19 protein-coding genes, 1 tRNA gene and 1 pseudogene are annotated in these 26,404 nt (G+C 73.4%); 9 read left to right on the plus strand and 12 right to left on the minus strand.

Annotation, left to right across the window (positions count from 1 at the left end; translation table 11 throughout):
• Positions 1 to 166: 166 nt before the first annotated feature.
• Complete coding sequence (locus tag AB0C17_RS06825; protein ID WP_357386605.1) at positions 167 to 847, minus strand: DUF3159 domain-containing protein; 681 nt, start codon at positions 845 to 847, stop codon at positions 167 to 169.
• Positions 848 to 939: 92 nt separating this feature from the next.
• Between AB0C17_RS06825 and AB0C17_RS06830 the strand changes: the two genes are divergently transcribed.
• Both AB0C17_RS06830 and AB0C17_RS06835 read left to right on the plus strand, forming a co-directional pair.
• The gene (locus AB0C17_RS06830) at positions 940 to 1,821 is read left to right on the plus strand and encodes a phosphatase PAP2 family protein (RefSeq protein ID WP_357477106.1); all 882 of its coding nucleotides are present in this window, start codon (positions 940 to 942) and stop codon (positions 1,819 to 1,821) included.
• Between the two features lie 6 nt (positions 1,822 to 1,827).
• On the plus strand, positions 1,828 to 2,499 hold the full coding sequence (locus AB0C17_RS06835; protein ID WP_357386609.1) for a maleylpyruvate isomerase N-terminal domain-containing protein: 672 nt from the start codon (positions 1,828 to 1,830) through the stop codon (positions 2,497 to 2,499).
• Positions 2,500 to 2,501: 2 nt separating this feature from the next.
• Here AB0C17_RS06835 and AB0C17_RS06840 read toward each other — a convergent pair whose 3' ends face one another.
• Positions 2,502 to 3,341, minus strand: a complete 840-nt coding sequence (locus AB0C17_RS06840) for a DUF1028 domain-containing protein (protein WP_357477109.1) — start codon at positions 3,339 to 3,341, stop codon at positions 2,502 to 2,504.
• A 125-nt stretch (positions 3,342 to 3,466) separates the two neighbouring features.
• Here AB0C17_RS06840 and AB0C17_RS06845 point away from each other — a divergent pair, with 125 nt between their 5' ends.
• Both AB0C17_RS06845 and AB0C17_RS06850 read left to right on the plus strand, forming a co-directional pair.
• Positions 3,467 to 4,441, plus strand: a complete 975-nt coding sequence (locus AB0C17_RS06845) for an LLM class F420-dependent oxidoreductase (RefSeq protein WP_357477287.1) — start codon at positions 3,467 to 3,469, stop codon at positions 4,439 to 4,441.
• 1 nt (position 4,442) lies between these two features.
• Positions 4,443 to 5,243, plus strand: a complete 801-nt coding sequence (locus tag AB0C17_RS06850; RefSeq protein WP_357477112.1) for an SDR family oxidoreductase — start codon at positions 4,443 to 4,445, stop codon at positions 5,241 to 5,243.
• Positions 5,244 to 5,339: 96 nt separating this feature from the next.
• On the opposite strand, the gene AB0C17_RS06855 is transcribed toward AB0C17_RS06850, so the two are convergent.
• The 6 genes and pseudogenes from AB0C17_RS06855 to AB0C17_RS06880 all read right to left on the minus strand — a co-directional run.
• Positions 5,340 to 7,691 carry a DUF3488 and transglutaminase-like domain-containing protein gene (locus AB0C17_RS06855; RefSeq protein ID WP_357477115.1) on the minus strand — a complete coding sequence of 784 codons (2,352 nt, stop codon included), beginning with the start codon at positions 7,689 to 7,691 and terminating at the stop codon, positions 5,340 to 5,342.
• Entirely contained in the window at positions 7,685 to 8,839 is a 1,155-nt protein-coding gene (locus AB0C17_RS06860; RefSeq protein WP_357477117.1) for a DUF58 domain-containing protein, read from the minus strand. Before AB0C17_RS06860 ends, AB0C17_RS06855 begins: the two co-directional genes overlap by 7 nt.
• Positions 8,840 to 8,841: 2 nt before the next feature.
• Positions 8,842 to 9,837: a MoxR family ATPase gene (locus tag AB0C17_RS06865; RefSeq protein ID WP_357386619.1), complete on the minus strand. Its 996-nt coding sequence runs from the start codon at positions 9,835 to 9,837 to the stop codon at positions 8,842 to 8,844.
• A 19-nt stretch (positions 9,838 to 9,856) separates the two neighbouring features.
• Positions 9,857 to 12,421: a fibronectin type III domain-containing protein gene (locus tag AB0C17_RS06870; RefSeq protein WP_357477289.1), complete on the minus strand. Its 2,565-nt coding sequence runs from the start codon at positions 12,419 to 12,421 to the stop codon at positions 9,857 to 9,859.
• 204 nt (positions 12,422 to 12,625) lie between these two features.
• The gene (locus tag AB0C17_RS06875; protein WP_357477292.1) at positions 12,626 to 14,062 is read right to left on the minus strand and encodes a hypothetical protein; all 1,437 of its coding nucleotides are present in this window, start codon (positions 14,060 to 14,062) and stop codon (positions 12,626 to 12,628) included.
• A gap of 1,695 nt (positions 14,063 to 15,757) precedes the next feature.
• A pseudogene (locus AB0C17_RS06880) lies at positions 15,758 to 15,973 on the minus strand (hypothetical protein); the annotation flags it as partial.
• 158 nt (positions 15,974 to 16,131) lie between these two features.
• Here AB0C17_RS06880 and AB0C17_RS06885 point away from each other — a divergent pair.
• Positions 16,132 to 16,215, plus strand: a tRNA-Leu gene (locus AB0C17_RS06885).
• A gap of 5 nt (positions 16,216 to 16,220) precedes the next feature.
• Here AB0C17_RS06885 and AB0C17_RS06890 read toward each other — a convergent pair.
• On the minus strand, positions 16,221 to 16,817 hold the full coding sequence (locus AB0C17_RS06890; protein ID WP_357477120.1) for a hypothetical protein: 597 nt from the start codon (positions 16,815 to 16,817) through the stop codon (positions 16,221 to 16,223).
• Between the two features lie 224 nt (positions 16,818 to 17,041).
• Between AB0C17_RS06890 and AB0C17_RS06895 the strand changes: the two genes are divergently transcribed.
• From AB0C17_RS06895 to AB0C17_RS06910, 4 genes are all read left to right on the plus strand, one after another.
• Positions 17,042 to 17,428, plus strand: a complete 387-nt coding sequence (locus AB0C17_RS06895) for a hypothetical protein (RefSeq protein WP_357477123.1) — start codon at positions 17,042 to 17,044, stop codon at positions 17,426 to 17,428.
• A complete protein-coding gene (locus AB0C17_RS06900; RefSeq protein ID WP_357477126.1) occupies positions 17,425 to 17,952 on the plus strand; it encodes a DUF6036 family nucleotidyltransferase in 528 nt (175 codons plus the stop codon). The genes AB0C17_RS06895 and AB0C17_RS06900 overlap by 4 nt, the downstream gene beginning before the upstream one ends.
• A gap of 1,066 nt (positions 17,953 to 19,018) precedes the next feature.
• Positions 19,019 to 20,212, plus strand: a complete 1,194-nt coding sequence (locus AB0C17_RS06905) for a hypothetical protein (RefSeq protein WP_357386636.1) — start codon at positions 19,019 to 19,021, stop codon at positions 20,210 to 20,212.
• Entirely contained in the window at positions 20,209 to 23,040 is a 2,832-nt protein-coding gene (locus tag AB0C17_RS06910) for a right-handed parallel beta-helix repeat-containing protein (RefSeq protein ID WP_357386638.1), read from the plus strand. Before AB0C17_RS06905 ends, AB0C17_RS06910 begins: the two co-directional genes overlap by 4 nt.
• Before the next feature lie 39 nt (positions 23,041 to 23,079).
• Here the strand turns inward: AB0C17_RS06910 and AB0C17_RS06915 are convergent, their stop codons facing one another.
• From AB0C17_RS06915 to AB0C17_RS06925, 3 genes are all read right to left on the minus strand, one after another.
• A complete protein-coding gene (locus AB0C17_RS06915) occupies positions 23,080 to 24,513 on the minus strand; it encodes a GH1 family beta-glucosidase (protein ID WP_357477128.1) in 1,434 nt (477 codons plus the stop codon).
• Positions 24,510 to 25,289 (minus strand): carbohydrate ABC transporter permease, encoded by a 780-nt coding sequence (locus AB0C17_RS06920; protein WP_357386747.1) that lies wholly within the window; start codon positions 25,287 to 25,289, stop codon positions 24,510 to 24,512. The genes AB0C17_RS06915 and AB0C17_RS06920 overlap by 4 nt, the downstream gene beginning before the upstream one ends.
• A gap of 130 nt (positions 25,290 to 25,419) precedes the next feature.
• On the minus strand, positions 25,420 to 26,352 hold the full coding sequence (locus tag AB0C17_RS06925) for a sugar ABC transporter permease (protein WP_357386642.1): 933 nt from the start codon (positions 26,350 to 26,352) through the stop codon (positions 25,420 to 25,422).
• Positions 26,353 to 26,404 lie beyond the last annotated feature (52 nt).

Genomic DNA, 26,404 nt, shown 5'->3' on the forward strand with positions numbered 1-26,404 from the left:
CGGCCGTCCGGCCGACGCAGCGGACCGGCCGGCCCACCACTCCGCCCGGCGACGACCCATGGCGCGAAAAGGCACGCGAAATTCAGCGGTCCAGGGATCACATCCGGGCCGTGGACGGAGTAACGTATTTGACGGAGAGGCCGCTCCCCCCGTGGCGGCCTCTCCATTATTCTGTGCGCGGCGCTCTACGGTCCGTGTCCATCGGGTGCCGCAGCCCCGGATGCCCGGCCGGCAGTGAGCGCCGGATCACCACCCAGCTCCCCGCCAGCGCCGCCGCGATCAGCGGCCAGGTCAGCGCTGCCCGCGCCACCGTCAGCGCGACCACCTGCCCGGACAGCCACAGCGGCACGAACACCGCGACGCGCAGCACGTAGCTGGCGGTCCACACCCAGCTGCCCCGGCCGTACGCCCGCAGCAGCGCCGGGTCGCGCCGCCACCGGGTCCGCTGGCCCAGCGCCGTGCCGACCACCACACCCAGCAGCGGCCACCGCACCACGATGCTCACCGCCCAGGCCAGCGCGCTCGCCGCGTTGGCGGCGATCTGGAGCAGGAAGAAGTCGGCGGCCCGGCCGGTCCGCAACGCGATCAGCGCGGCCACGCAGACCGCGAGCAGCCCGACCAGCACCGAGCGGGGCCGGTCGCCGCGTCGCCACCGCCAGCCGGCCACCGCCGTGCCGGTCAGCACCGCCGCGAGCACGCCGCCGCCCAGCCCGCCGAGCGCCCAGCCGAGCCCGAACGCCAGCGCGGGAAGCGTCGCGTCCACCGCCCCGCGCCGGCCGCCGAGCAGGTCGGCCAGCGACTCCGGCCGGGGCTCGCCCTCCGGTCGCGGCCCTGGCGTGCCGGTCACGGCCCACCTCCTCACATCGCCCGCCTCACCGTACGCCGCCGCCGCTGGCGCTCCGCCGCGCGCCGGAGCGGACCTACCGTTAAGTTGTCCGGGTGCGTGAGACGGCGAGGGGTTGGACGGCGGTCTGGTTGGTCGTACTGGCCCTACTCCAGACAGCCGCGTTCGGGCTGGTGTGGCGCTTCGCCGTACACACCGAACTGGGGCAGTGGCTGGACACGGTGGCGTTGACCGGCAACCGGATCGGCCAGGACCGCATCGACGGTCCGGTGGACACGATCCTCAACGCCATGTCGGTGGTGTCGCTGCTGGCCGCGACCGCCGTGATCGGTTTCATCGCGCTGATCCGGGGCCGCAAGGCGCTCGCCGTCACCGCGACGCTGCTGATCGCCGGCGCGAACGTGACCACGCAACTGCTCAAGCACTACCTGGTCCGGCCCGACTTCGGCATCGACCCGGAACGGGCCGCCGCCGGCAACAGCCTGCCCAGCGGGCACACCGCCGTGGCGGCCTCGGTGGCGATCGCGCTGATCCTGGTGCTGCCGCGCAAGGTGCGGGCGGCCGGTGCGTTCCTCGGCGCCGGGTACGCCGCCGCCGCCGGCGTCGCCACGCTCTCCGCCGGCTGGCACCGGCCCAGCGACGCGGTCGCCGCGTACCTGGTGGTCGGCGCCTGGGCCGCGGTCGCCGGACTGGTGCTGCTGTTCTTCCAGCGGGAGCAGGCGGTGGTCGAGCCGGGCGACGCGCACCGGGTGGCCGGCGCCGTGCTCGGCGGCATCGGCGTGGTGGCCCTGCTGGCCTGCGCGGTGGCGCTGTCCTGGCTGGTCGACCGCTCCACCGTCCCGGTCGAGGCGCTGGGCCGCCGCCCGCTGTTCGTCGGGTACGCGGGCAGCGCGGCCGGCATCGGCGGCACGGTCGCCGTGGTGGCCGCGCTGGTGCTGGTCGTGGTGCACCGGCTGGTGCCCCGCTGGAAGGGCTGACCCGCCGTGAGCGACGTACCGGCGGCGTTCCGGTCCGAGTGCGAGCGCCTGGAACGGGTGCTGCGCGACCTGGACGACGCCGCGCTGGACCGGCCCACGCCGTGCCCGCCCTGGTCGGTACGGGACCTGGTCGCGCACGTGAGCACCGGAGCCGGACGCCTGGCGGGGATGCTCGCCGAGCCCGCGCCGCCCCGGGCCGAGGTCGACGCGGCCGCCTACTTCGGCGCGGCCAAGTTCAGCCCGCCGGTCGACCTCGACCGCGTCGAGTCCGCGCGGCGGGCGGCGCGGGAGCACCCGGGCGCGGCCGCCGTGGCCGGGGAGTTCGGCCGGGCCTGGCGGGCCACCGGCGAGGCGGTCGCCGTCGCGCCGCCAGGCCGGGTGGTACGCACCCGGCACGGTGACGCGATGGCGCTGGCGGAGTTCCTGCGTACCCGTGTGGTGGAGGTCGCGGTGCACGGCCTGGACCTGGCCGACGCGCTGGACCGGCCGCCGTGGCTGACCCCGGCCGCGGCGGACGTGGTGGTCGGGGTGCTCACCGGCGGCGTGCCGGTGCCGCCGGGCCTGAGCTGGGACGCGCTGACCGTGCTGCGCAAGGCCACCGGTCGGCTGCCGCTCACCGGCGACGAGCGCGCCCAGCTGGCGCGGGCGGGCATCGGCCGGCTGGCCTTCGGCGGCTGACCTCAGCGCGCCGCGCAGCGCCGCAGGTGCGCCAGCACGATCGGGTCGATCCGGCCGGGCACGAAGCGTTCCTCCAGGTTCTCCAGGCCGCTCCAGGCCGCCAGCGCGTCGTCCAGGCCGGCCGGGCCGACCGGGTGGCCGGTGGCGGCGAGCAGCTCCGCCACCTCGGTCGCGAGCGGACCGGCGAGGTCACGCAGCGAGGCCGGGTCGGGGCGGCCGAACAGCATGTGGTGGATGTCGAGCAGGCGGCTCAGCTCGGAGACCGGGTCCACGTGGTCGTCCACGCGCAGGTCCACCAGCTCGTCGCCGGTGCCGGCGTAACCGCCGTGGCGCCGCACCACGAGCATCGCCGCGCTCTGCCGGCCGCGCCGGTCGCCGCCGGCCTGGTCACCGGCGATGAGCGCGGCCAGCAGGCGTTGCGGGAACGGCAGATCCACGCGGGCCAGCCAGGCGTCGCGCAGCGCGTCGATCACCTGCGGCCCGCTCAGGATGTTGCCCTGCGCGGCCCAGCCGTCGCCGGCCTGCCCACCGGCCCACGGGTGGCAGCGCGTCCCGGTCCAGGTCGCCCCGTCGCCGGCCGCCCCGACCACGGCGAGCTGCCGGTCGTCGCGGCCGGGGTCGGCGGCCACCAGCCCGGCCACCGCGTCGGTGGCGCTGACGCCGGTACGCAGCAGCGCGAGCGCCTGCGACCGGTAGGCGAGGTTGGCGTGCGCCTGGGTGGCGACCGCTCCCACCTGCGCCTCAGCCGCCGGCACCAGCGCCCCGGCGGCGAGGAACCGGCTGGCCACGACGACGCCGTGCAGGAGCCCGTCGGCGGAGCGGGCGACGAGCGAGAAGGTCACGCGCGGATCGTAGCCCGGGTGCGGCGTGCGGGACCGGCGTCGCCGCCCGATCGCCCATATCGGCCTGGATCTTGCTCCCGGCGGTGCCGGACGGGCACGATCGACGGGTGACGAACCGATGGGGCATGACCGTGCCGCTGGGCGGCATCCCGCTCGCCGACCACGCCGCCGTCTACGCGGCCCTCGACGACGCCGGGTTCACCGACGTGTGGTCGTCGGAGGTGGCCGGCGCGGACGCGTTCACCCCGCTGGCCCTGGCCGCGGCCTGGTCGCCGCGGCTGCGGCTGGGCACCGCGATCACGCCGGTGTTCACCCGCGGGCCGGGACTGCTCGCGATGAGCGCCGCCGCGCTGGCCGAGGCCGCGCCGGGCCGCTTCGCGCTCGGCGTCGGCGCGTCGTCGCCGGTGCTGGTGCGCGACTGGAACGCGATCGAGTTCGACGAGCCGTTCAAGCGCACCCGGGACGTGCTGCGGTTCCTGCGGGCCGCGTTGCGCGGCGAGACAGTCGACGGCGCGTTCGACACGTTCGCCGTCCGCAAGTTCACGCTGGAACGCCCGCCCGCCGTGCCGCCGCCGGTCGTGCTGGCCGCGTTGCGCCCCGGCATGCTGCGCCTGGCCGCCGCCGAGGCCGACGGGGTGATCCTCAACTGGCTGTCCGCCGAGGACGTGCCGACAGCGCTGGCCGAGGTGGGCGAGCGCCGGCCCGGCTTCGAGGTGGCCGCCCGCATCTTCGTCTGCCCGACCGAGGACGCCACGTACGCCCGCGCGCTGGGCCGTCGCATGATCACCGGCTATCTGACGGTGCCCGCGTACGCCGCGTTCCACAGGTGGCTGGGCCGCGAGGACTCGCTCGGCCCGATGTGGCAGGCGTGGGCGGCGGGCGACCGGCGGGGCGCCTCCGCCGCCGTACCGGACGAGGTGGTCGACGCGCTGGTGCCGCACGGCTCACCCGAGCAGTGCGTGGCCGCCGTCCGCCGCTACGCCGACAACGGCGTGGACGTGCCGGTGGTCGCGGTGCTGCCCACGCCCGAGATCACCGAGGGTGGCGCGGCGGCCTGGATGGACCTGCTGCCCCGGCTCGCCCCCGGGAAGGTGGCCTGAGATGAACCTGACCGACCGGGTTGTGGTGATCACCGGCGGGGCCGGCGGGATCGGTGCGGCGCTGGGCCGCCGGTTCGCCGCCGAGGGCGCCGCCGCTGTCGTCCTGGCCGACCTGGCCGCCGACGCGGCCCGCGCCACCGCCGAGGCGATCGGCCCGGTGGCCAGCGGCGTCGGGCTCGACGTCACCGACGAGGCGGCGGTACGCGCCCTCGTCGAGGAGACCGAGCGCCGCCACGGCCGGATCGACCTGTTCTGCGCCAACGCGGGCGTGGCCACCGGCGGCGGCATCGACGCGCCCGACGCGGAGTGGGACCGGGCCTGGCGGGTGAACGTGCTCGGGCACGTGCACAGCGCCCGCGCGGTGCTGCCCGGCATGCTCCGCCGGGGCCAGGGCCACCTGCTGCTCACCTGCTCGGCGGCGGGTGTGCTCACCGCGGTCGGCGACGCCCCCTACACCGCCACCAAGCACGCGGCGGTCGGTCTCGCCGAATGGCTGGCGATCACCTACCGGGACGCCGGGATCCGGGTCAGCGCGCTGTGCCCGCAGGGCGTGGACACCCCGATGCTCGCCGACGGCCTCACCGAGGGGCATCTGGGCGCCCGGGTGATCGCCGCGTCCGGGACGATCCTCACAGCGGACCAGGTCGCCGACTCGGTGATCGCCGGGCTGGCCGAGGAGCGGTTCCTGATCCTGCCGCACCCGGAGGTGGCCGACTACGCCCGCCGCCGCGCCGAGGATCCGGACGGCTGGCAGGCCGGGCTGCGCAAACTCGTCCGCAAGCTGCGCGCCGCCGACCGCTGAGCCCGGCCCGTCACTGCGGATTCCCGGGTACGGCGGGTCGCACCCGGCGGCGGGCCGCATCCGGCCGGTCGGCCGCCGTACGCCCGGCCGGGCCTGTCAGCGGCGCCACCGCAGCGGCCCCGGGTGGACCGTCCACAGCAGCCGGCCCCACCGCGACCGCGCCGCCCGCAGCGTATCGCCGAAGCCCTGACTCAGCCGCGCGGCCCGCTCCGCCTGTTCCGGCGTGACACTGCCCGGCGCGAAGCCTGCCTGGTTGAGCAGGGCGGCCAGCTCGTCGACCGCCGACTCGTCCGGACCGCCGGACGCCGTGCCGTCCCCGGCCCGGTCCGTGAGCCCGGCCGCGCCGTCCCTGATCCGGTCCGTGGGCTCGGCCGCGTTCCCTCTGGATCGGGCCGCGCGGGCATCGGCGAGCGTCCGGCGGGCCCGCTCGGCGACCTCGGCCGCCGTCAGGTCCGGCCCGACCGGGTGCCCGGCCAGGCGCAGCGCGTCCGTCAGCTCCCGCCACGCGCCCGCGACCCGCGCCTGCGGGTCACCGGCCTCGAGGCGGGAGCGGGTCAGCCGGCGGCGCATCGCGTACAGCACCGCCAGCACCGCGCCGACCAGCAACGCCAGCCCGCCGACGCCGCCGACGACCAGCAGCGGCGTACCGAGCCCGCTCTCGTCCCGGCCGGGGGCGGGCGCGGCGGCCGGGGGCGTGGCGCTCGGCTCCTCGGTGGGCGCGGGCACCTCCGACGGCGGCGGATCCTCCGGCTTCGGCCGGAAGTCCTCCTCCACCGGGCGGGGCTCGGAGTCCGGGCGCGGCATCGGGTCGAACGGCACCCAGCCGACGCCGTCGAACAGCACCTCCGGCCAGGCGTACGCGTCGGCGGCCCGTACCGGACCGTCGCCCCTCGGCTCGAACCCGACCACCACCCGGGTCGGCAGGCCGGCGAGGCGGCCGAGCACCGCGAACGCGGCGGCGAACTGCTCCGAGGTGCCCCGCTGCCCGCCGCCGTTGCGCGGTCCGAACAGGAAGAACGCCAGGTTCGGGTACGCGTGCCCGCTGGGCGCGTCAGCTGTCACCCGGTAGTGCTCGGCCAGGAACGCGGCGATCGCGTCGGCGCGCGCGTACGGGGCGCCGTTCGACTCGGCGAGCTGGGCGGCGAGCCGTCGCAGCGGCTCCGGCGCCCCGTCGGCCACCCGCAGCACCCGGGCCACCTCGTCACCGGCGGGCACGTTCGCCGTGCTCAGCAGGTTCACATCCGGGCGCTCCCGAATCGAGGACACCTCGTACCGCAGCCCGGGCGCGAGCCCTTCCGGCCGGATCAGCGTCCCGGTCGCCGGGTCGTACGCCACCCGCGCGCCGGTCACCTCGCGCGGCGTGGGCACCGCCGGTAGCAGCCGCCCGGTCAGGTCGCCGACGGTGATCTGCTGGCGCACCTCGTCGGTGCCCGTGCCCGGGGGCGGCTCGGCGGCGGGCAGGATCCGCCCCGCGTTGCGGTACGTCGCGCCGACCCGCCAGGTCACCCCGTCGTAGTCGCTGAGCACCGCCAGCCGGATCCGCGGCGGCCCGCCCTCGCCGGCGCCCGCGACGGTGCGCACGTCGAGCAGCCGCTGATCAGGGTTCAGCGCCCACCCGGAGATCCGGATCAGCGGGTTCTCGTCCAGCGACTCCACCCGCGGCGGCTCCACGTAGCGGCGTGGGTCGACCGGCCGCTCGTCGACCTGGGCGGCGACCACCGGGGCGAGCAACGCCGCCAGCGCCACCACCACCGCCAGCCCGGCCGCGCTCGCCGCCGCCAGCCGCAGGCGCACCGCCGCGCGTACCGCCGGGGTCAGACCGGCGACCGGATCGGGTGCCGGGCCGTCGCGGCGTCCGGGCGTCGCCAGGCCGGCCGCCGCGACGGCCGCGAACAGCACAGTCGGGCCGATCGCCGGATCCGCGTTCGGCCCGACCACGTAGAGCGCGCCGGCGTAGAGCAGCGCCGGCGGCAGGTAGCCCAGCAGCACCCGTCCGGCCCGCAACGCCACCTCGGCGGCGGTCAGCCCGGCCAGCCACGCGGCCACCACCGGGACCAGCACGGTGTCCGGTGCCGGCTCGACCGGGATCATCGCGGTGAGCAGCCGGGGGATCGCGTTGCGGGCCGCGTCGGCGGCCACCTCGCCGAGCCCGCCCGGCAGCGCCGCGTGCGCGGCGGCCAGCCGCAGCGACAGCAGCGTCCACCCGGCCAGCGCGGCCACCGACAGCGGCGCCACCAGCCAGGACGGCAGCCGCCGCGCGGCCACGCTGACCAGCACCGAACCGATTGCCGCACCGGCCATCAGCCGGGTCGGCAGCGGGTCCGCGTACACCCGGCCCAGCACCACGCCGGAGAGCGCGACCAGCACGACCAACGCGGCCGGCACGGGCACGGCCCGCAACACCCGGACCGCGCGCGCCGCCGCGCCGGTGCGCGGCGGCGTCACCACCGGCGGACCCCGTCCCACTCGGCGGCGAACGCCGCGCCGTCGGCCGCGTCCAGCACGGTGAGGCCCGCCGTGCCGGCCGCCGTCGGACCGTCCGCGCCGAACATCCCCACCACCACCGAGGGGTACGCGCCACGCAACGCGCCCACGTGCCCCAGGTCGTCGCGGCCACCCGGCCCGGTCAGGAAGACGAGCGTGTCGCCGAGCCGGTCCCGGCGCAGCCGCCCGGTCGCGGCGGGCAGCACGTTTGGCCCGGCGTCCGCCAGGTCCACCGCGGCCAGCCGGTCCAGCGACCCGGCCGCTCCGGCGGGCTCCACCTCGGCGGGTACGACGAGCAGCAGGTGCACCGGCAGGTCCTCCCGCACGGCGGCGGCCACCACCGACGCCGCCGCCTCGCACGCCGACTCGAACGACTCCGCGACGCCACCGGAACGGCCGGGATGCGCCGACGCCCGGTTGTCCAGCACCACCACCAGGCGCGGCAGGCTGGTGTCCACGTTCTCCCGAACCATCAGCTCACCCACCCGGGCGCTGGTGCGCCAGTGCACGCGGCGCAACTCGTCGCCCACCACGTACTCCCGCAGCGAGTCGAACGTGATCGACCCGTGCGGCACGCTGTCGGTGCGCCCGTCCAGGCTGCGCCCCGCGCCGGTGGGCACCGCGGAGAGGGGATGGATGCGCGGGTGCACCCACACCGGCACCGTGCCGCCGTAGCCGCGCGCCAGCGCCACCAGGCCCAGCGGATCCCGGCGCACCACCCGCAGCGGCCCCACCGGCACCACCCCACGCCGCTGCGTCGGCACGTCGTACCGCACCACGGTGTCCCGGCCCGGACGCAACCGCAGCAGCGGCACCGGCACCAGCGCCCCGGCGCAGCGGTCCTCGGCCACCAGGTTCGCCGCGCGCAGCCGGCCGGTGTTGCGCACCGTCAGCTCCATCGCCGCCGGCTCACCCCGGGCCACCCGGTCCGGGTCGGCCCGCCGCGCCACGCTCAGCCGGGGCCGCCAGGCCGCGTTCACCACGGCATAGCCGACCGCCACCCCGGCCGCCGCGCCGAGCACAGTCAGCTCCGGGTACGCGTACCGGAACCCCACGCCGAGCAGCACCAGGGCGGCGACAAGTAACCCGACCCCACGGGCGGTGATCCCCACGCTCAGCCGTGCACCGCTGTGGCCTGGCCCGTCGGCAGCGGCACCGGCACCGACGCGACCGCCTGGCGCAGCACCTCGGCGGGCGTGACGCCGCGCACCTGCGCGTCGGGGGTGAGCAGCAGCCGGTGCGCGAACACCGGTTCGACGAGCGCCTTCAGGTCCTCCGGCATGATCCAGCCCCGGCCGTCGATCAGCGCGTACGCGCACGCCGCGCGGGTCAGCGCGATCACCCCGCGCGGGCTCACCCCGACCCGCACCTGCGCATGGGTACGCGTCGCCGCGGCCAGTCGCACCGCGTACGCGTAGAGCGGCTCGGCGATGTGCACCCGCCGGGCCATCTTCACCATCTCGCCCACAGTGGCGGTGTCGGTGACCGGGCTCAGCGAGTCGGGGGAGCGGACCGTGGCGCCGCGCAGCACCTCCACCTCGACCGCCTCGTCCGGGTAGCCGACCGAGAGCTTCACCAGGAACCGGTCGAGCTGCGCCTCGGGCAGCCGGTAGGTGCCGTCCATCTCCACCGGGTTCTGCGTGGCCACCACCAGGAACGGCTGCGGCACCGGGTGCCGTACGCCGTCCACTGTGACGGTCCGCTCCTCCATCACCTCAAGCAGCGCCGACTGCGTCTTCGGCGACGCCCGGTTGATCTCGTCGGCGATCACGATGTTGGCGAACACCGGCCCCGGGTGGAACTCGAAACCCCGGCTGGCCTGGTTGAAGATGGTCACGCCTGACACGTCGGAGGGGAGCAGGTCCGGCGTGAACTGGATCCGCCGCCACTGTCCCTTCACAGTCGCCGCGATTGCCCGCGCCAGCGTGGTCTTGCCGACGCCCGGTACGTCCTCCAGCAGCACGTGCCCCTGCGCGAACAGCGCGGTCAGCGCCAGCCGCACCACCTGCGGCTTGCCCAGCACGACCGCGTTGACGTTGTCGGCCAGCCGGGCGGCCAGGGCGGCGAAGCCCTGCACCTCCGGCTGGCTGAGCGGTTCGTGCGTGTTCACTGATGCGCCTCTCGTGCGGTCAGCAGGTGGGCAGGACGCCGAGGTCGTCGCCGCCCTCCAGGTTGAGCCAGGCCCACGGGATGTACGTCTTGCCCTTGTAGTCCACCTGGATCCACCAGGTGCTCTTCTTGTTGTTGTTGTAGATCCAGGCGTCGACGTCCTCGCCCTTCACCTTGCAGTACGTGCGCAGCCGCCGGCCGTCCGGCACCCAGCCCGCCTGCCGGTCGTTGTCCTGCCTCGGCACCTCGAAGATCTCGTTGCCGTTGCGGCCGTCGACGTCCTTGTCGCAGTACGTCCGCTGGTCGCCGTCCGGACCGTTCTTGCAGGTGGCGATGCCGTACAGCGGGTCTGTGCCCTGCGCCCGGGAAGCGGTGCCCTTACCGGCGGCGTTGCTCGCGGTCAGCGTCACCGTGTACGCGGTACCCGGCGTCAGCCCGGTCACCCGCAGGCTGGAACAGCTTCCGCTGGCCGTCTTCCCGCCGGTCGCGGCCGTGCAGGTGGCCCGGCCGCCGCCCGCGTCCACGGTGAACGTCACAGTCACCGACGTGGCGTCCGCCGACGAACCGGTCACCGTGATCCGGGGCTCGGCCACCGTGCGCGCGGTCGTGCTCGCCTCCGGTCCCGGCCCGGCCTCGTTCACCGCCTTGACCTTCACCGTCACGTTCTGCCCGTTGCCCAGCCCGCCCACGGTGGCCCGCACGTCGGTCACCTCGACGGTCTTGCCGGCCGCCTCGACCAGGTACTTCGTCACCGGCCGGCCGTTGTCCAGGGCCGGGGACCACTGCACGGCGACGGTGCCCGGCTGGTCGGCGACTGTGGACGCGCGCAGCTCGGTCGGTGCCTTCGGCACGGTGAACGGCACCACCGTGTTGCTCACCGGTGACGCCTTCGACCCGGCGCCCTTCTCACTCACGGCGGTCACCGTGAACGCGTACTGGGTGCCGTACTCCAGTTGCCCGGCCGGCACCACCAGCTCCGTCTTCGGCGACTCGCCGGCCGGGGCGCTCGCGCCCGCCGAGGTCGCCGTCACCGCGTACTTCGCGATCTTGTTGCCCTGGCCGTCAGCCTCGGGCCAGCTCACCCGCACCGTGCCGTCCGGCCGCGCCTCGGCGGTCACCGACGCCGGTGGGTCCGGCACCTCGGCCGTCGGCACCACCGGGTTGCTGCGCCGCGCGGGCCCCTCGCCCTTGGCGTTCACCGCGTGCACCGAGAACGTGTACGTCTCCCCGTTCGTCAGGCCGGTGATCTCCAGTGCACGCTGGTTCGCGCCGACCTGGTGGGTCTGACCGGCGCCCTCCACCACGTACCGGGTGATCTCGGCGCCGTTCGACGCGGCGGCCTGCCAGCTCACCCGGGCCGACGCGTCACCGGCGGCGGCGGTGACCGACTTCGGGGCACCCGGCTTGGACACCTTCGGCTTCTTCGGCGGGGGCGGCGGCGGAGCGACCGGCGGCGGGTCGCCTCCGAGCACGTCGTTTGCGTACTTGTCGACCTCACGCACCTGGTTGCGGTCGTCGACCACCTGCGCCGTCGACGAGTCGGGCGGGTTGATGAACAGGTGGTTCTCGCGCACCTCCAGCTCGACCGGGCCGGGCCGGCCGGAGCCCTTGACGGTCTGCACGAGCTGACCCTCGGCGTCGAAGGCGTACACCGTGCCGGTGTTCTCGTCGGCGCAGTAGAACCGGCCCGCCCACGCCACCGCCGGGCTGAGCCGGACGCCGTCGCCCGGCACCGTGAACCGCTTCACCTCGCGGCTGTCCCGCACCACGTGCACCGACCGTTCACCGGGAACCGTCACCGGCACCTGCTGCCCGCTGGTACGCGTCGGCAGGTAGCCCGGCGCGGTCATGCTCAGCTGCGCCCGCTTCGTCTGCCCGCCGACCACAGTCACCAGCGACGCCGAGGTGCGGTCCAGCACCGCCACGCCCTCGTCCAGCGTGGACACCACCAGCTCGTGCGCCGGCTCGGCCACGTCGTACGTCTCCACGCGCTTCGGGCTGAGCCCGGCGGGCGGCGCGTCACCCGGCGTCTCCGGCAGCTCGGCGGCGGTCACCGCCGAGACGGTGCCCTCGCTCGGCACCGCGACCCACAGCTTGCCGGCGCCGTCGAGCGTGCCGCCGGTGATGCCCGGCGGGTAGCGGACCGGCTCACCCACAGGCGTCAGGGCCCGCGGGTCGAGCTGCCGCACGATGCCCTGCACCGCGTCCACCACGAACGCCGCGTCCTCGTGCAGCGCCACGCTCACCCCGAGCCCCGGCGCGGTCGGCGTGGTGGCGGTGATCTGCAACGTCGCCAGGTCCAGCGAGCTGACCCGACCGGTGTTGAGGTCGCGCAGGATCAGCAGCCGGTCGGTCTGGGCCACCTGCATCTGGTGCCGCCGCCCGCCCGGCACCTCCATCCGGGTGTCCACCCTCGCCGTGACACCGTTGACCCGGGCCAGCTCGCTGCGGGTGGTGCTCCACAACCAGGAGGACGCGTCGAAGCTCGCCACCGCGTTGTCGGCGGCACCCAGCCCGAGCACCGTCAGGCCCATCGCGGCCAGCAGCGCGGCCACCGTGCCGATGGTGACGAGTCCGCCGCGCATCCGCGGCCGTGGCCGGGCCGGCGCCGGCCCGGTGCCCGTGACGTCCTCAATGGTGGTCACTGCCGGCTGCCTCCCCGCGTCGGTGGGGGAGGGACACCGAGCACGGCCGACCCTCCCCAGAGCCGGGAGCCATCATAGGTGCCGCCCGGAGCCGGTGAAACCCGCACCGTCCTCCTGTGGACACCGAGCGTGTCGCCCGAGCGCTCAGTTCGCCGTGCCGCCGGCCTCCCGGTCCGTGCAGACCTGACCCGAGGTGGCGTACGAGTCGGTCGAGTAGACGGCCAGCACCGTGAAGCAGTAGTCCAGCTTCGCGCTCAACCCGTTCACCGTGTAGCGGGTCTGCCCGGCGTCGACAGTCGCCATCACCCCGAGCTTCTGCCCGGCCCGGCCACCCGCCACCACGAACGGCACCCCGCCGTTCGTCGGATCGGTCCAGGTCACTGTGACGGTGGTGGTGTCGTCGCGTAGCTTCAGGTCCCCCGGCGGCGGACCGGCCACCTTCGGCGACGCGGCACCGGACGCGGGCACGGGGGCCGGTGGCGGCGCTGCCTCCCGGTTCAGCAACACCGCGCCGATACCGACCGCGGCCAGCACCGCGAGCACCGCACCGCCGACGACCAGGGCCAGCACCGTCCGACCGGACCGCTCCGGCTCTATCGGGTACGCGTCCGGCGGCTGGACCGGCGGCGGCTGGTGGAACATCGGCGGGGTCGCCGGCCAGGCGCCCGGCTCCGGCTGGCCCGGCTCGCCCGGCGGCTCCGGCCGGGCGGGCTCGGGGAAGTCCAGCAGGTCCTCGTAGATCGTCATCTGCCGGTTCGGCTCCGCCGTGTCGGAGCCCGGCCCGTCCGCCGCGTCGGCGGGTGCCGGTTCGTCCTCGTCCGGCTCCGGGGCGGTGGGCCGGTCGACCGGCTGGGACGGGGCGGCGCTGCTCCACGGCGGCGCGACCATGCCCCACGGCGGTACGGAGGAACCGCTGACGGGTGCCGCGCTGACCGGTGCGGCGGGTGGTCCGCTGACGGGCGGTGGATAGGTGCCGGGGGGAGCGCTGACCGGCGGGTACCCGGCGGGCGGCGCGCTGACCGCTGGCGGGTAGGCGGGCGCGGGTGGTGCGCTGATCGGCGGTCCAGGAGGACCGCTGACGGGTGGTGCGCCGGCCAGCGACGGGTAGCCGGATCCGGGTGGCGCGCTGATCGGCGCAGCGCTGGCGTGTGGAGCGCTGATCTGGGGCGCGGCGGGCGGCGATGGCGCGTCTGCCGCCGGGGCACCGGCTGCGGGCGCGCCCACGGTGCTCGGCACACCCGGCGAGGGCGCGCTCGGCTGCATCACGCTCGCGGCAGCGTCGCCGTCACCCGTAGCCGGCGGTCCGCTGATCGGGGATGTGCTCGCCGGCGGCGCGCTCACCGCAGGCGTCACGGACGAGGCGGCCTCGGACGAGACGGCGGGCGGCGCGCTGATCGGCGGTGATCCCTCGGGCCGTCCGCTGGGCGAGGGCGCGCCGATCGGAGGGCTGCTGACCGGCCTTGCGCCGGCCGGGGTCTCGCTGGCGGCGCCGGTCACCGTGGGCTTGGCCGGGGCGCCGGGGGCCGCCGTCGCGGCGTTGCGCGCCGCCTCCTCTTCCAGCAGCGGGCCGATCTGCTGCACCTGGATCGTCGGCTTGTCCCAGCCCGGTCCACCCGGGACAGGCGGTGTCGTACCCGGGCCGGAAACGTCGGTGCCGGTGCCGGTGCCGGTGCCGACCGTCCGCTCCGCGGCAGGCCGTGGGGGAGCGGTTGCCTCGGCCGTGGGAGTCGCCCGCGGGGCGGGTGCCGGTCGCGGCGGTACAGGTGCGGAGGCCGGCGTCGGTGCGGTGGCAGCGGCCGGCGCCGACTCGGCCACCGGCTGGGGCGTGGGCGCCGGTGGCGCTGCCGCGGCCGGAGGGGTGACCGGTTGCGGAGCGGGCGGGGACGACACCGGCGGGACGACCGGAACGGCCGGTGGCGGAGGCAGGTCGCCGGCTGCCGGAGCCGGCACGCGAGGCGCCGGCGGCAGGACGGCCGGAGGCGGCGGCAGGAGTCCCGCCGAGGGCGCCCGCGACGGTGGCGGAGTGATCCCGGCAGGCGGCACCTCGGTGACCGGCGGCGCGGGCGGCGGCGGGATGACCGGCGGGGGCGGAAGTGGGGATGTGCCGGCGGTTCCCGGCATCGGCAGCGCGGGAGCGCCGATGGTTCCGGGCATCTGTGCGGGTGCCTGCGGAGGCGTGCCGGCGGTGGCCGGGTGCGAAGGCGTGACGGGGGTGCGGGGCGGCACCGGGGTCACACCGGGAGCGGCGGCCGGTCGGCCGTACGTCGCCGGTGGTGCCTGGGGGACACGCTGCGCCGGGGGAACCGGGATGACGCCCTGAGCCGGGGGCACGGGGCGGACACCGGGAACCTGCGGGGCTGTCCCGGCAGCCGGTGGCCTCGCCGGGGCGGTGGGTTCGACGGGCACTACCGGGAAGCGGGTCGTCGCCTCATCCGTGATGGGCGCGAACCGCGTGGTCGCCTCCTCGGTGATGGGCGCGAACCGGGTCGTCGCCTCGGAGGCAGGCGGCGAGGGCGGCGCCCACGGACTCGCGGGTCCGCTCGGTCCGGTTGCGGGAGGCTGCTGCGGCGGGGCAGGTGCCACAGGGGGTGGCGGAGCGACCCGCGGGTTCGGCGCGGACTGAGCCGGCTGCGCGGCGTGGGGCGCCTGCGGTGCCGGGCCCGGGCGGGGAGCCCACTGCGAACCGGGTACCGGCGGACTCGCCCCGGGCACACCCGGGGTGACGGGCCGAGGCGGTGCGGGCGGGTGCGGTGGAGTGACCGCCCGCAGCGAGACGGTGGGCTCGGACAGCCCGTGACCGGGGTACCCGGAGGAGGCGGGACCGGGCCGGGCCGGACCAGGGCTTCCCGGCAGCGCCGGATCGGGGCTTGCGGGCGGGCCCTGGTTCGGATGCCGGGGCAGGGACTGATCGGGGTGCCCGGGGCGGCCCGGATTCGGGTATCCGGGCAGGGTCGGAGCGGCGTGCGGACCGGCAGCGGCGGCGAAGCCGCCGGGGAAGGGGCCATAGCCCGCGGGAGCGGCGGCGGAGCCGCCGAGGTACTGGCGGGCCGCGCGTACCGCTGGGTGGTCCGGACCGAGCACGGCGGGCCCTACGGTCGCCACGCGGCTGTAGTTGCGGCGGGCCTCGTGCCGGTTGCCAAGCTCCTCGGACACCCCGGCCAGGTCGAAGCTGAGCGCGAGCATCAGCGGGTCGGCCTCGCCGCGGCGGCGCTCGCCGGCGGCGTAGGCCTCTTCGAGTACGCGCCGGGCGGCGGCCGGGTCGTCGGCCTCGCGGTGCAGCCGGGCCAGCAGGTGACCGGTGGCCATGACGTCCTGGTGGTCCTCGCCGTACGCCGGGCGTGCCGCGATGATCGCGTCGGCGAGCAGGCGGCGGGCGCTTGTCAGGTCACCCGCGGCGCGCAGCGCGAGGGCCTGGTGTTGAGTGGCGATCAACGGGGAGGGGTGGGACACGTGAGCAATGCTGCCCGGAATCGCCTGTTGCGCGCTACCCACGCGATTGTTGTGGCAGCTGACCTGCGCAAACGTGCCGCCCGGGAGCTGATGTGCATGATCGTTCTGGGCCGTGTACAGTAATGCCCCGTGCGGCCCGCCGGGCCGACCGATGCGGCGAGTAACTCACATTGGTCGACCAGGTAGGCTGGTACGTGCAGGTCCGGGTGGCGGAATGGCAGACGCGCTAGCTTGAGGTGCTAGTGCCCGTATAGGGCGTGGGGGTTCAAGTCCCCCCTCGGACACATCATTACCACATATCGATCATGATCCGCGCAGGTTGACCTGCGCGGATTTTTCTATGGTTGGTGTGCAGTGTTCCTGGTCGCAGACGATGGTGATCTTCCTCCCGTGTAGGAGTGTGACCCTGCTGCTCCATCGTCTTGGCAGCCCGCTCAAGTTGCTCATACAACTGCCCAACGGCGTGCAGGCGTCGAGCCTCGTCGGACCATGCCTGCCATTGCTCAACCCAAGCGTCGAAAGCACGCACAATCCGTCCAGGCGGTGCCTCGCGACTGTCATCGCCGCTCAGCCGAGCGTCCAACAGGCGCGGCACAGAACCAGCGAACCCGCCCACGGAGTCCATGTCGATCCACTCGTGCAGCACCTCCGGCGGCGCCGGCTCCGCTGGTGGCCGAGACGGACGCAGCCGCATGATCACATCATCGGCAGGGCTAGCCATCCACTGAACGCCCCGCGGCAGGGCATCGAGCCAGATGACGGGATCAGGCGCGTCCGGATCTTCCAGAATGTCACAAACTGGGTCCCGCTCGACTGCGGCCGTCACCTCAGCGAGAAACTCGACCAACTTCGTTGTCTTCTCGATCGCATCCTGACTGAGAGTCACGCTCGCATGCACCCCCTGTTAGTTGACGGGCAACGTCACAGACTGCGCTGCCTACAACCAAGATCACAAGGGTGATGCCGTGCGTGCAGCATGAGTGAACCCTCCGAGCAGGGCGCGGACCAAAATCGGGCGCCCGTCGCCACCTCACCTCTGCAGTGTTCGCGGGCGGTGCCGCGATAGTCTGCAACGGATGAAGCCGTCGGCTCGAAGGTGAGGCTTGCCCAATGGGTACCAGCTATGAACCGATGACTCTGACCAGGTTGGCCACCCATCTGGCATCCGCTGACACCGACCAGACTCGCTGGAAGCTCATATGGGAGTTTCTGGAGGAGTACCGCTGGGAGCCCGCCGACACCAGGGTCGACCTGTTGCGAGATGAGCCCGGGCTAACCGAGGACCCACGGTGGGACGCGCTGCTTGCCGCGCTCGCGGAGCACCTGCTAGCTCAGGCAGATCTTGCTCCGCCCGCATGGGTCGACGCACGTGTGCTGCGCCGGGCATGGTTCCCGGCCGAACTGGCCATTCACCGGGCCGACGCCCTGGCATGGGCCCCGGCTGCATTCCGGAAGCACGGTGTGTACCTGTCCGTTCACGACCTGGCCGCGGCGTGAGCGGATCAGACGGCGTCCTCATGGGGCGCGCGGAACTCGAACGCGCGTTCGCTCACCTGGGCGACCGGCTTGTCCGCCGCGGAGTCGTCGCTGACATCTTCATTGTGGGTGGTGCCGCGATGGCGCTCGCCTACGACGCGAAACGGGTGACCAGGGACGTTGACGCGATGTTCGTTCCGCACGGAGTTGTCCTCGATGAGGCGCGTGCAGTGGCCGACGAGCTGGGGCTACCGCCGTGGTGGCTCAACGAGCAGGCCAGCGTGTACGTGTCCGGCAAGGACGACCCGGGCAAGCGGCGGGTCTTCGACCACCCTGGCCTGCGCGTGATGGCGGCCTCTCCGGAGCACATCTTCGCGATGAAGGCGCTCGCGGCGCGAACCCGCGACGTGGACGACCTTCGCGCCCTGGCGGCGCTGGCCAAGGTGACGACGGTGGACGACGCTGTACGTCTGTGTGCCGACTTCTACCCCGACGAAGCGATCTCGCCACGAGCAATGGGAGTTATCCGCGAACTTTTCGGATGATGCGGACCCCCGGCAGCTCGGCAGTCAGATCACTTTCGATTGCTCAGGCATTTAAGCAGGATTCCCACCTGTCCGCGGAAAGCGCGTGAAACGTGACCGTAAAGCGGGCGCTTGCTCAGAATCCTATCTACGGTTGTTCGCCTCGGACATGGAACAGTTGGTGCCGTCGGGGGAGAGGTGCTGCGGGAATCTGCCGTTCCTGTCAGCGTCGTGCGACGACAGGAGGGGGCAGGTCTGACGGCCGTGGCCGTCTACTGCAGCTCCGACACCGCAGCGGTCCGGCGACTGATCTGGATCCAGACCCTCGCCCTGGCCCGCTACCGGAGAACGCGAGCGGCACGGGTTGCCGTCAACGCCGGTCGACTGAAACTCACCAGGACCCTGCGGTGGGGCTCAAGCTTGAGGCCTGCAGGTTCATTTCGGTCAGTTGATAACCGATCCAGCTGGCTGGCAAGATTGGACCATACGCAGCCCGACTTCGATTCATGCTCACGCCCGGTAATTAGCGCACGAGGTTGAGCCAACCCTGGACGTGCCGTAATCTATGAGCATGTGCACCCGAAATGGAGCACCGATGATACGTACAAGAGTTCAAGTCCCCCCTCGGACACGACCATTGCCCCACGGTGCGCGTTGAGATCCACTTCAGCGCGCACCGTTTGCGTTTCTGGCTGGTAGTTCAGTCGGAGGCCGAGTTGCCGGTAGACATCGACCTTGTCAGCGGTAGTATGCGTCGCCGTGGTTGTACTGGCCCTGCATGCGACGGTGGCAGGCTGCGCAGTAGATGAGGCCGCGGAACACGTAGGGGTAGCGGGTGCGCTGCCGGACGTGTTGTCCGCCGGCTCCTCGGCCCCGACGCTGCAGGATCGCTTGGGCCTGCTCGAAGGTCGCGTATACGAACACCAAGTATCGGTCCGCTGAACAGGGATGACATGGTGCACTCCCGAAGAGCCGACGACTTTCGGAGTCAGTCTTCACCGAGCGGCGGCGTAGGTCGGATCCTTGATCTGGCAGGGATCGGGTTCACGACTGCCTTGGGTGACCGAGGGCTCCTACGCTGAAATGTGTGGAAGATGTCGATGACGCCCGCGAGCTCGTTGAGCAGCGGATGCGCGCCACGGGGTTCGAGGAGGACATCCTCGACAAGGTCTTGGATCTGCTGGAACGCTTCGACACCGATCGGGAGAAGCTGTTCGAGGAGATGCTCTCCAAGCTGGAGCAACCGGGCTATGACGGCCTGACCGACCGGTGGGAGACCAACTGCGAGCAGGCCGACGCGCTGATGGAGCGCCTCGAATCGGACATCCGGTCGGTGCTGGAGGACAGCCAGGCCAACGCCATGTCCGTCGACGAACGGTGGACCGCGGTCGGCCCGCGTGACTTCCTCGCCGGGGAGCGCAAGATCTGGGCGCAGGTCGCCCGGCTCGACGTCCCCGAGGTCGCCACGCTGATGAGCAAGGTCCTGGAGGCCGACCTCGCGCTCATCAAGAAGTGCGAGGAGGACCTCAAGAACGCGCGCAGCAACGACGCGATCGTCGAGCAGCTGCTCCTCAAGAACTTCGGCTCCATCCAGGACACGGTCAAGAGCCTGCTCGTCAAATACCTCCCGACCTCGGGCGCCCGCCTGATCGTCCTCTTCATGAAGGACCCGTCGTCCAAGGAGGCCGCCAACGAGGCGATCAAGAACTTCGAGAAGCTCACCGCGGAGAACCTCATGGCGGCCAAGCAGAAGCGTGCCGCGAAGCAGACGGTGGTCGACAACATCAAGCTGCTGACCGCGGCCCGCGAACAACTCGACGAGGACTGGATCGACAAGCTCTTCGCCCGCGGCGCCGAGGCGGCGGGGAACTGGCGCGGCATCGGCGCGTCCGGCGACTACCGGGCCACCGACTGGGACTGGATGAAGGAGAACGTCCTCGACCGAGGGCTCGACACGCGGGCCGAGGCGGCCAAGGAGCAGTCCAGCAAGCTCTACGACGAGCTCTTCCCCACGCTCGTGGAGGAGAGCACCAACGCCTTCGCCCAGCTGACCGATGATCCGGGCACGCTGGCGAAGTTCAACGAGGAGCTGGCGAAGGCCTCGGCATCCCTGGAGTCGCTGCTGGCGACCGAGGAGGAATACGTCAGGGACCTGGCCGAGGGACCCTACAAGCAGACGGGTCTCGCCGCGTTCGCCCAGGTCAGAGACGCGGTCAAGGTGGGCTTCAAGCTGCTCGCGGACAAGACGGAGGAAGCCGACGACGAGGTGAAGAAGTCATGACCGACCTTTTCGTCGCGGCTGGCGGCCCGGTCGGAGACGGCACCCGGGCCCGGCCGTTCCACGACCCGTGGCTCGCCCTGCGGCAGGCTGCGCCCGGCGACCGCATCCACATCGCGGCGGGCACCTATACCGGGCGCGGTGAGCGCTCCTCGTGGGTCGTCGACACCCCCGAGCTGACAGTGCTCGGCGGATACAGCCCCGACTTCGCCCGCCGTACCCCCTGGCAGACACCGACGGTCTTCGCGGCAAAGGCCGGCCTGCGCGTCCCGAACGAGCCGAACATGCTCCAGGGCATCGGCGGCCACGACGGCCTCGTCCTGGACGGGCTGTTCTTCGACGGGGCCGGGCGCGACGACTACGACGAGCAGGGCGGCCTGCGGCGCGCCTCCTACGGGGACGGCCCGCTGGTGAGCCTGCGCGGCGAGCGCATCACCGTCCGCGACTGCGGCTTCGCCAACGGCAGCTCCGGCGGCGTCGAGCTCGGTGGCGACTCCGCGGTCTTCGAGAACAACATCGTCGTCAACTGCGTCGGCCTCAGCCTGCTCACCGTCCGTGACGGCGCCCCCGAGACCCCGGCCGCGGTAAGCCGCAACACCTTCGCCTTCGCCCACGACGACTCCGACCCGCCGCGCGGCTCCGGCGCCGACCGGGCCGTCGGCGTACGGGTCGGCGGCGCTGCCGCGATCGCCGACAACGTGTTCGTCGGCTGCGGCAACGCGGCCATCGCCTGCCTGCGCGACGTCGGACAGATCGCCATCGACCGTAACCTGTTCTTCGCCACACCGCGCGACATCGTGCGCAGCCGGGTGCCGGGCGCGGAGGCCGAGCTCACCGAGGAGTACGCCGCGGAGCTCGAAGACGTCGGCCTGCGCTCGGCGGCCGGCAACACCGTCGGCGACCCACAGCTGACCGGGCTCCCGGCGGCGTGGCTCGACACGTACACGGTGGACGTCGCCGTCACGTACGAGCGCCCGCCGATCGCCGCCCTCAACGCGCTGCGGGAATCGGCCGGCCTCGGTGAGCTGCCGTCCACATCAGACTTTGATGTTCAGCGGCCCGTCATGCGCCGGCTCGCCCCGGCCGAGGTGCTCACCCTCGCGGTCGGCGCGGCGCCGGGCGCGCATCCCGCCGACCTGGCGGCGCCGGAGCCGTTCACCGAGCTCCCGGCCGGTCCGGCGTACCAGGCCGTCGACTGGGCGCGGCTCTACGAGGCCGACCCGGCGCTCGCCGGAGCCCCGGTGCAGGTGCGGGCCGGGGTCGGCTTCGACCAGAACACGCAGATCCTCCCCGAGCTCGCGGAGACGCACATCGGCGTCGCCGTCTACGAGCCCGGCACCGACAACAGCCCGTGGTGGGCGCTCGCCCCGCGCTACGGCCTCGTCCATCACCAGACTGAGGAGGCCGTACGGTATTCGCGCGGCCTCGACGTCGAGTCCACGTACCTGCTCCGCGGCACGTACCGCCTCACGCCGCCCGGCGGGCGTCAGAGCGCCACCATCGTCCTCGACTCCCTCGCGCCCGTGCTCGACGTCACGGCCCCCGAGCCGCCCCGGCCGGCCGGGCGCGACTGGTTCGTGCGGGCCGGATCCTCCGGCGGGGACGGCAGCCGCGAGGCGCCGTTCCGCGACCCGTTCCAGGCCCTCGAAAAGGCCGCCGAGGGCGACCGCATCCTCGTCGCCGCGGGTGAGTACACGAGCCGCCTGCGGTCGGGCACGTGGCGCATCCCCGTACGCAACCTGACGCTGCTGGGCGGGTGGGACGCCGAGTTCGCCGCGCGCGACCCCTGGCGACACCCGGTGCGCTTCGTGCTCACTCCGGAGACCAAGGCGAAGGGCATCTTCGGCGATCCGGTGCTCACCGGCGAGGACTCGGGGGAGGGCCTCATCCTCGACGGGTTCATGTTCGACGGGGCGACCTACAACGCGTACGCCGACAGCGGCGCCCTCGACGCGGGCCATTCCCAGTCGGCGGCGCTGCTCGACCTGCGCGGCGGCAGCGGCGGCATCACCGTACGCAACTGCGTCTTCGCCAACGCGGCGTACTGCGCCGTGCGGCTCAGCGCGGCGTACGGGACGTTCGAGAACAACGTGGTCGTCAACACGAGCGGCACCGCCGTCCGTATCCAGGCACCGGGCGCGGGCCCCTGGGCCATCCGCGGCAACACGGTCCTGTTCGCCGCCGACCCCACCGGCCGGGCCTCGACCGGGCAGTCCACGACCGGCTGCCTGCTGGACATCTCCGGCCGGGGTGTCATGCGGGTCGAGGCCAACGTGCTCGCCTTCGCCGACAGCATCGCCGTCCGCGCGACCGTGCCCGGCCAGAACCTGCTGCTCGACGGGAACGTGCTCGCCGCCAACCTGTACGCCGACCTCCACGACGGCCGCCACGTGCTCGTCGACGCCGAGAACCGCGACCGGGTGTTCCGCGACGCCCCGTTCGGCGCTCAGACCGGCACCCGGTTCGAGCTGCCGGCGGTGCCGGTCGACGCCGCGTACGCCCACCAGGCCGTCGGCCGCCTCTCGGCGCTGGCCGCCGCGATGCCGAAGGACGGGCTCAACGCCGCCGCGGCGGCGCTCGGCGTCTCAATTGCGGCGCCGAAGACGGAGGCACCCGTCGAGGCGGCGCCCCCGGAGCCGAAGAAGGAGCCGTCAGTCGCCGACCTGCTCGCGGACCTCGGCCGGGCCCGCGAGGCGTTCGAGGCGAAGGACGCGTCCCCGCCGGCCACAGACACTCCGCTGTACTGCCCGGTCTATCCGGTCGAGGCGGCGCTGAGGCTGGCCCTCGACGCCCCGCCAGGCGAACCCGGTGCCCACGCCCCGCCTTCATGATCGAAGAGCTTGTTCCGGCCACAAGCCGCGGGCGGCGCTTCAGGTGGAGGTGCGTTTCCGCCACGCCCGCAAGCGGTCACGCAGCCAGTGGTAGCTGGCCTTGGGCGTACGGGATCCGGTGCCGTAGTCGACGTGGGCCAGACCGAAGCGGGGCCCGTACCCGCGGGCCCACTCGAAGTTGTCGATGAGCGACCAGTAGAAGTACCCCCGCAGATCGAGCCGGTCGTCGACGGCGGCCGCACGGGCCGCCGCCGCCAGGTGCCCGGCCACGAACGAGATCCGTTCCGGGTCCGGCTCGGGTCCGTCCCGCAGGTCGGCGCAGCCGTTTTCCGTCACGTACACGGCAGGCAGGCCCGGGTAACGGTCCGCGAGCCCGGTCAGGGTGTCGAACAGCCCTTGCGGCTCCACCGGCCAGCCCAGGTCGGTGGTGGGCAACCCGTCCGGCCGTAGCTGCCGGACCCCGATGTCGAACGCGCTGCGCAGCGCCGGGTCGGGCTGCTCGTACGGGGCGTCGGCGACGTGCACCCGGTAGTAGTAGTTGACACCGAGGAAGTCCAGCGGCGTGGAGATCACCGCCAGGTCACCGTCCCGGCGAAACGACAGATCGCTCACCCCGGCGTAGAGCCGCTCGAACCCGGGCGGGTACGCGCCGCCCAGCACCGGATCCGTGAACTGCCGGTTGAGCATGAGGTCCTGCCGATCCGCCGCCGCCCGGTCGGCCTCGGTATCGCTGGCCGGCACGGCGGGGGAGAGGTTGAGCGTGATGCCGACGCGCGACCGCGGGCCGGCGGCGGACCGGACTGCGGCGACCGCCCTGCCGTGCCCGAGCAGCAGGTGGTGGGCGGCGGCCAGGGCACCATGTCCTTCGGCGGTGCCGGGAGCGTGCCGGCCCTCCGCGTAGCCGACCATCGACGAGCAGTACGGCTCGTTCAGCGTGATCCAGTCCTGGACCCGGTCGCCGAGGACGCCCGCCACCGCGGCGGCGTACTCGGCGAACCACTCGGCGGTGTCCCGTACCCGCCAGCCACCCTCGTCCTCGAGCGCCTGGGGCAGATCCCAGTGGTACAGCGTGACGAACGGCCGGATGCCGTGCCCGCACAGGGCGTCGACGAGCCGGTCGTAGTAGCCGAGGCCCCGCCGGTTCACCGCGCCCCGCCCGGCCGGCATGACCCGTGGCCAGGCGACCGAGAAACGGTAGGCGTCCACGCCGAGGCCGGCCAGCAGGTCCACGTCCTCCCGCCAGCGGTGGTAGCTGTCGCAGGCGACCGAGCCGGAGGTGCCGTCGTCGACGGCACCGGGGCGGCGGCAGAAGGTGTCCCAGATCGACGGCCCGCGGCCGTCCTCGTCGACCGCCCCCTCGATCTGGTACGCCGCTGTGGCCGCGCCCCAGATGAAGCCGGCCGGCAGGTCCGGCAGCTCGGGCAGGTCCGGCCGGGCTGCGGGCGCGGCGGCGCCTTCGGACGTGGTGGTCATCCCTTCACCGCCCCCTGCATGATGCCGTCGACGAGGTGCCGGCCGAGGAGCATGAAGACGACGAGGATCGGCAGCGTGGCGAGCAACGTGCCGGTCAGCGTCAGGGTGTAGTCGGTGGTGTAGCCGCTGGCCAGTGCGGAGAGCGCCACCTGCACGGTCGCGTTGTTCTGCAGCACGACCAGCGGCCAGAAGAAGTCGTTCCACGCCTGCATGAAGGTGAACAGCCCGAGCACCGCCGCGGCGGGGCGGGCCGCCGGCAGGACGATGTGCCAGTACAGGCCGAACGTGCTGGACCCGTCGACGCGGCCGGCCTCCAGCAGTTCGTCGGGCACGGCGCGGCCGAGGTACTGGGTCATGAAGAAGACGCCGAACGCGGTTACCAGCCCAGGCACGATCACGGCGGTGAGGCGTCCGGTCCAGCCGAGGTCGGCCATCAGGATGTACAGCGGGATGATGCCGAGCTGGTGCGGCACCATCGAGGTCGCGATGGCCACGACGAGAAGCGCCTTTCGGCCTCGGAACCGCAGTTTGGCGAAGGCGAACCCGGCCAGGGTCGAGAAGAACACCACGGAGACGGTGATCGAGCCGCTGACGATGAAGGAGTTCACCAGGGCCCGGCCGAAGTCGGTCGTGTCGAACACGCGCGCGATGTTGTCGAAGAGGTGCCCGCCGGGCACCAGGGCCGGCGGCACCTTCGTGACGGCTTCGCTGGTCTGCGAGGACACGACGATGGACCAGTAGAGCGGGAAGACCGACCCGGCCACGACCGCCAGCAGGGCGCCGTAGCTCCAGACCGAGCCCTTGCGTGGATACCCGAAGCTCCGGCGCCGGTGGGACCGGCGTTGCGGCGGCGAGGGTGTGGTGCCGGTCTGTGTGGGGTCCGCGAGGGTGGTCACGGCATCCTCCTCAGTCCTCGTCCTTGGCGATGCGCCGGGTGAGCAGGAAGTTGATGATCGCGAAGATGGCGATGACCAGACAGAGCGTCCAGGCGACCGCCGAGGCGTAGCCGAAGCGGAACTCCCGGAACCCCTGCTCGTACATGAACAGGGCGACGGTCTGGAACTGCCGGTCGGAGCCGCCGGTGGGCGTCTGGGAGCTGGCGAACAGCAGGGGTTCGGCCATGATCTGCAGGCCGCCGATCGTCGAGATCACCGTGGTGAAGATGATCGTCGGCCGCAGCATCGGGACGGTGATCCGCCTGAACTGCTGACCCTGCGACGCACCGTCGAGGTCGGCGGCCTCGTACAGGTGGTGCGGGATCGCCTGCATCGAGGCGAGGTAGATGAGGGCGTTGTAGCCGGTCCACCGCCAGGCGACGATGAACGAGATGGCCAGGTGGGAGCTCCAGGTGTTGGCCTGCCAGTCGATCGGGCCGATGCCGACGAGGCCGAGCGCCCAGTTGACCATGCCGAAGTCGCGGCCGAACAGCTGGGTGAAGACGATCGTCACCGCCACGATCGAGGTGACGTTGGGCAGCAGCACGCCCATCCGTAGCGCGGTGCGGGCCCGCAGCCGGTGGTTGAGCAGGTGGGCGATCCAGAGCGCGGCGAGCAGTTGCGGCACGGTGGACAGCACCCAGATGCTGAGTGTGTTGCCCAGGGCGTTCCAGAAGTACGCGTCCTGCAGCATCTCGCGGTAGTTCGCGAGGCCGACCCAGCGGTGCGACCCGGAGTCGAGCAGGTCCCAGTCATTGAACGAGACGTACGCCGTGTACAGCAGCGGGAACAGCCCGAACGCGGCGAACAGCAGGAAGAACGGCAGGATGTAGAGGTAGGGCGAGCCCTTGGTGTCGAGCCGGCTCAGGCCGGCCCGCCGGGCCTGGTGGAGGTAGGTGGCCATCGTCGATCCTTCGTCGCCGGGGGCCGCCGGCGGTCAGGGGCGACCGCCGGCG

This window comes from Micromonospora sp. NPDC048887, assembly GCF_040649715.1.
In the GTDB taxonomy this organism is placed as follows: Bacteria; Actinomycetota; Actinomycetes; order Mycobacteriales; family Micromonosporaceae; genus Micromonospora.

Bases quoted from the DNA above. Each gene is read 5' to 3' on its own strand.
- AB0C17_RS06850 (WP_357477112.1), top strand. From the start codon at position 4,443: ATGAACCTGACCGACCGGGTTGTGGTGATCACCGGCGGGGCCGGCGGG.
- AB0C17_RS06925 (WP_357386642.1), bottom strand. From the start codon at position 26,352: ATGGCCACCTACCTCCACCAGGCCCGGCGGGCCGGCCTGAGCCGGCTC.
- AB0C17_RS06845 (WP_357477287.1), top strand. From the start codon at position 3,467: ATGACCGTGCCGCTGGGCGGCATCCCGCTCGCCGACCACGCCGCCGTC.
- AB0C17_RS06910 (WP_357386638.1), top strand. From the start codon at position 20,209: ATGACCGACCTTTTCGTCGCGGCTGGCGGCCCGGTCGGAGACGGCACC.
- AB0C17_RS06915 (WP_357477128.1), bottom strand. From the start codon at position 24,513: ATGACCACCACGTCCGAAGGCGCCGCCGCGCCCGCAGCCCGGCCGGAC.
- AB0C17_RS06895 (WP_357477123.1), top strand. From the start codon at position 17,042: ATGGGTACCAGCTATGAACCGATGACTCTGACCAGGTTGGCCACCCAT.
- AB0C17_RS06870 (WP_357477289.1), bottom strand. From the start codon at position 12,421: ATGCGCGGCGGACTCGTCACCATCGGCACGGTGGCCGCGCTGCTGGCC.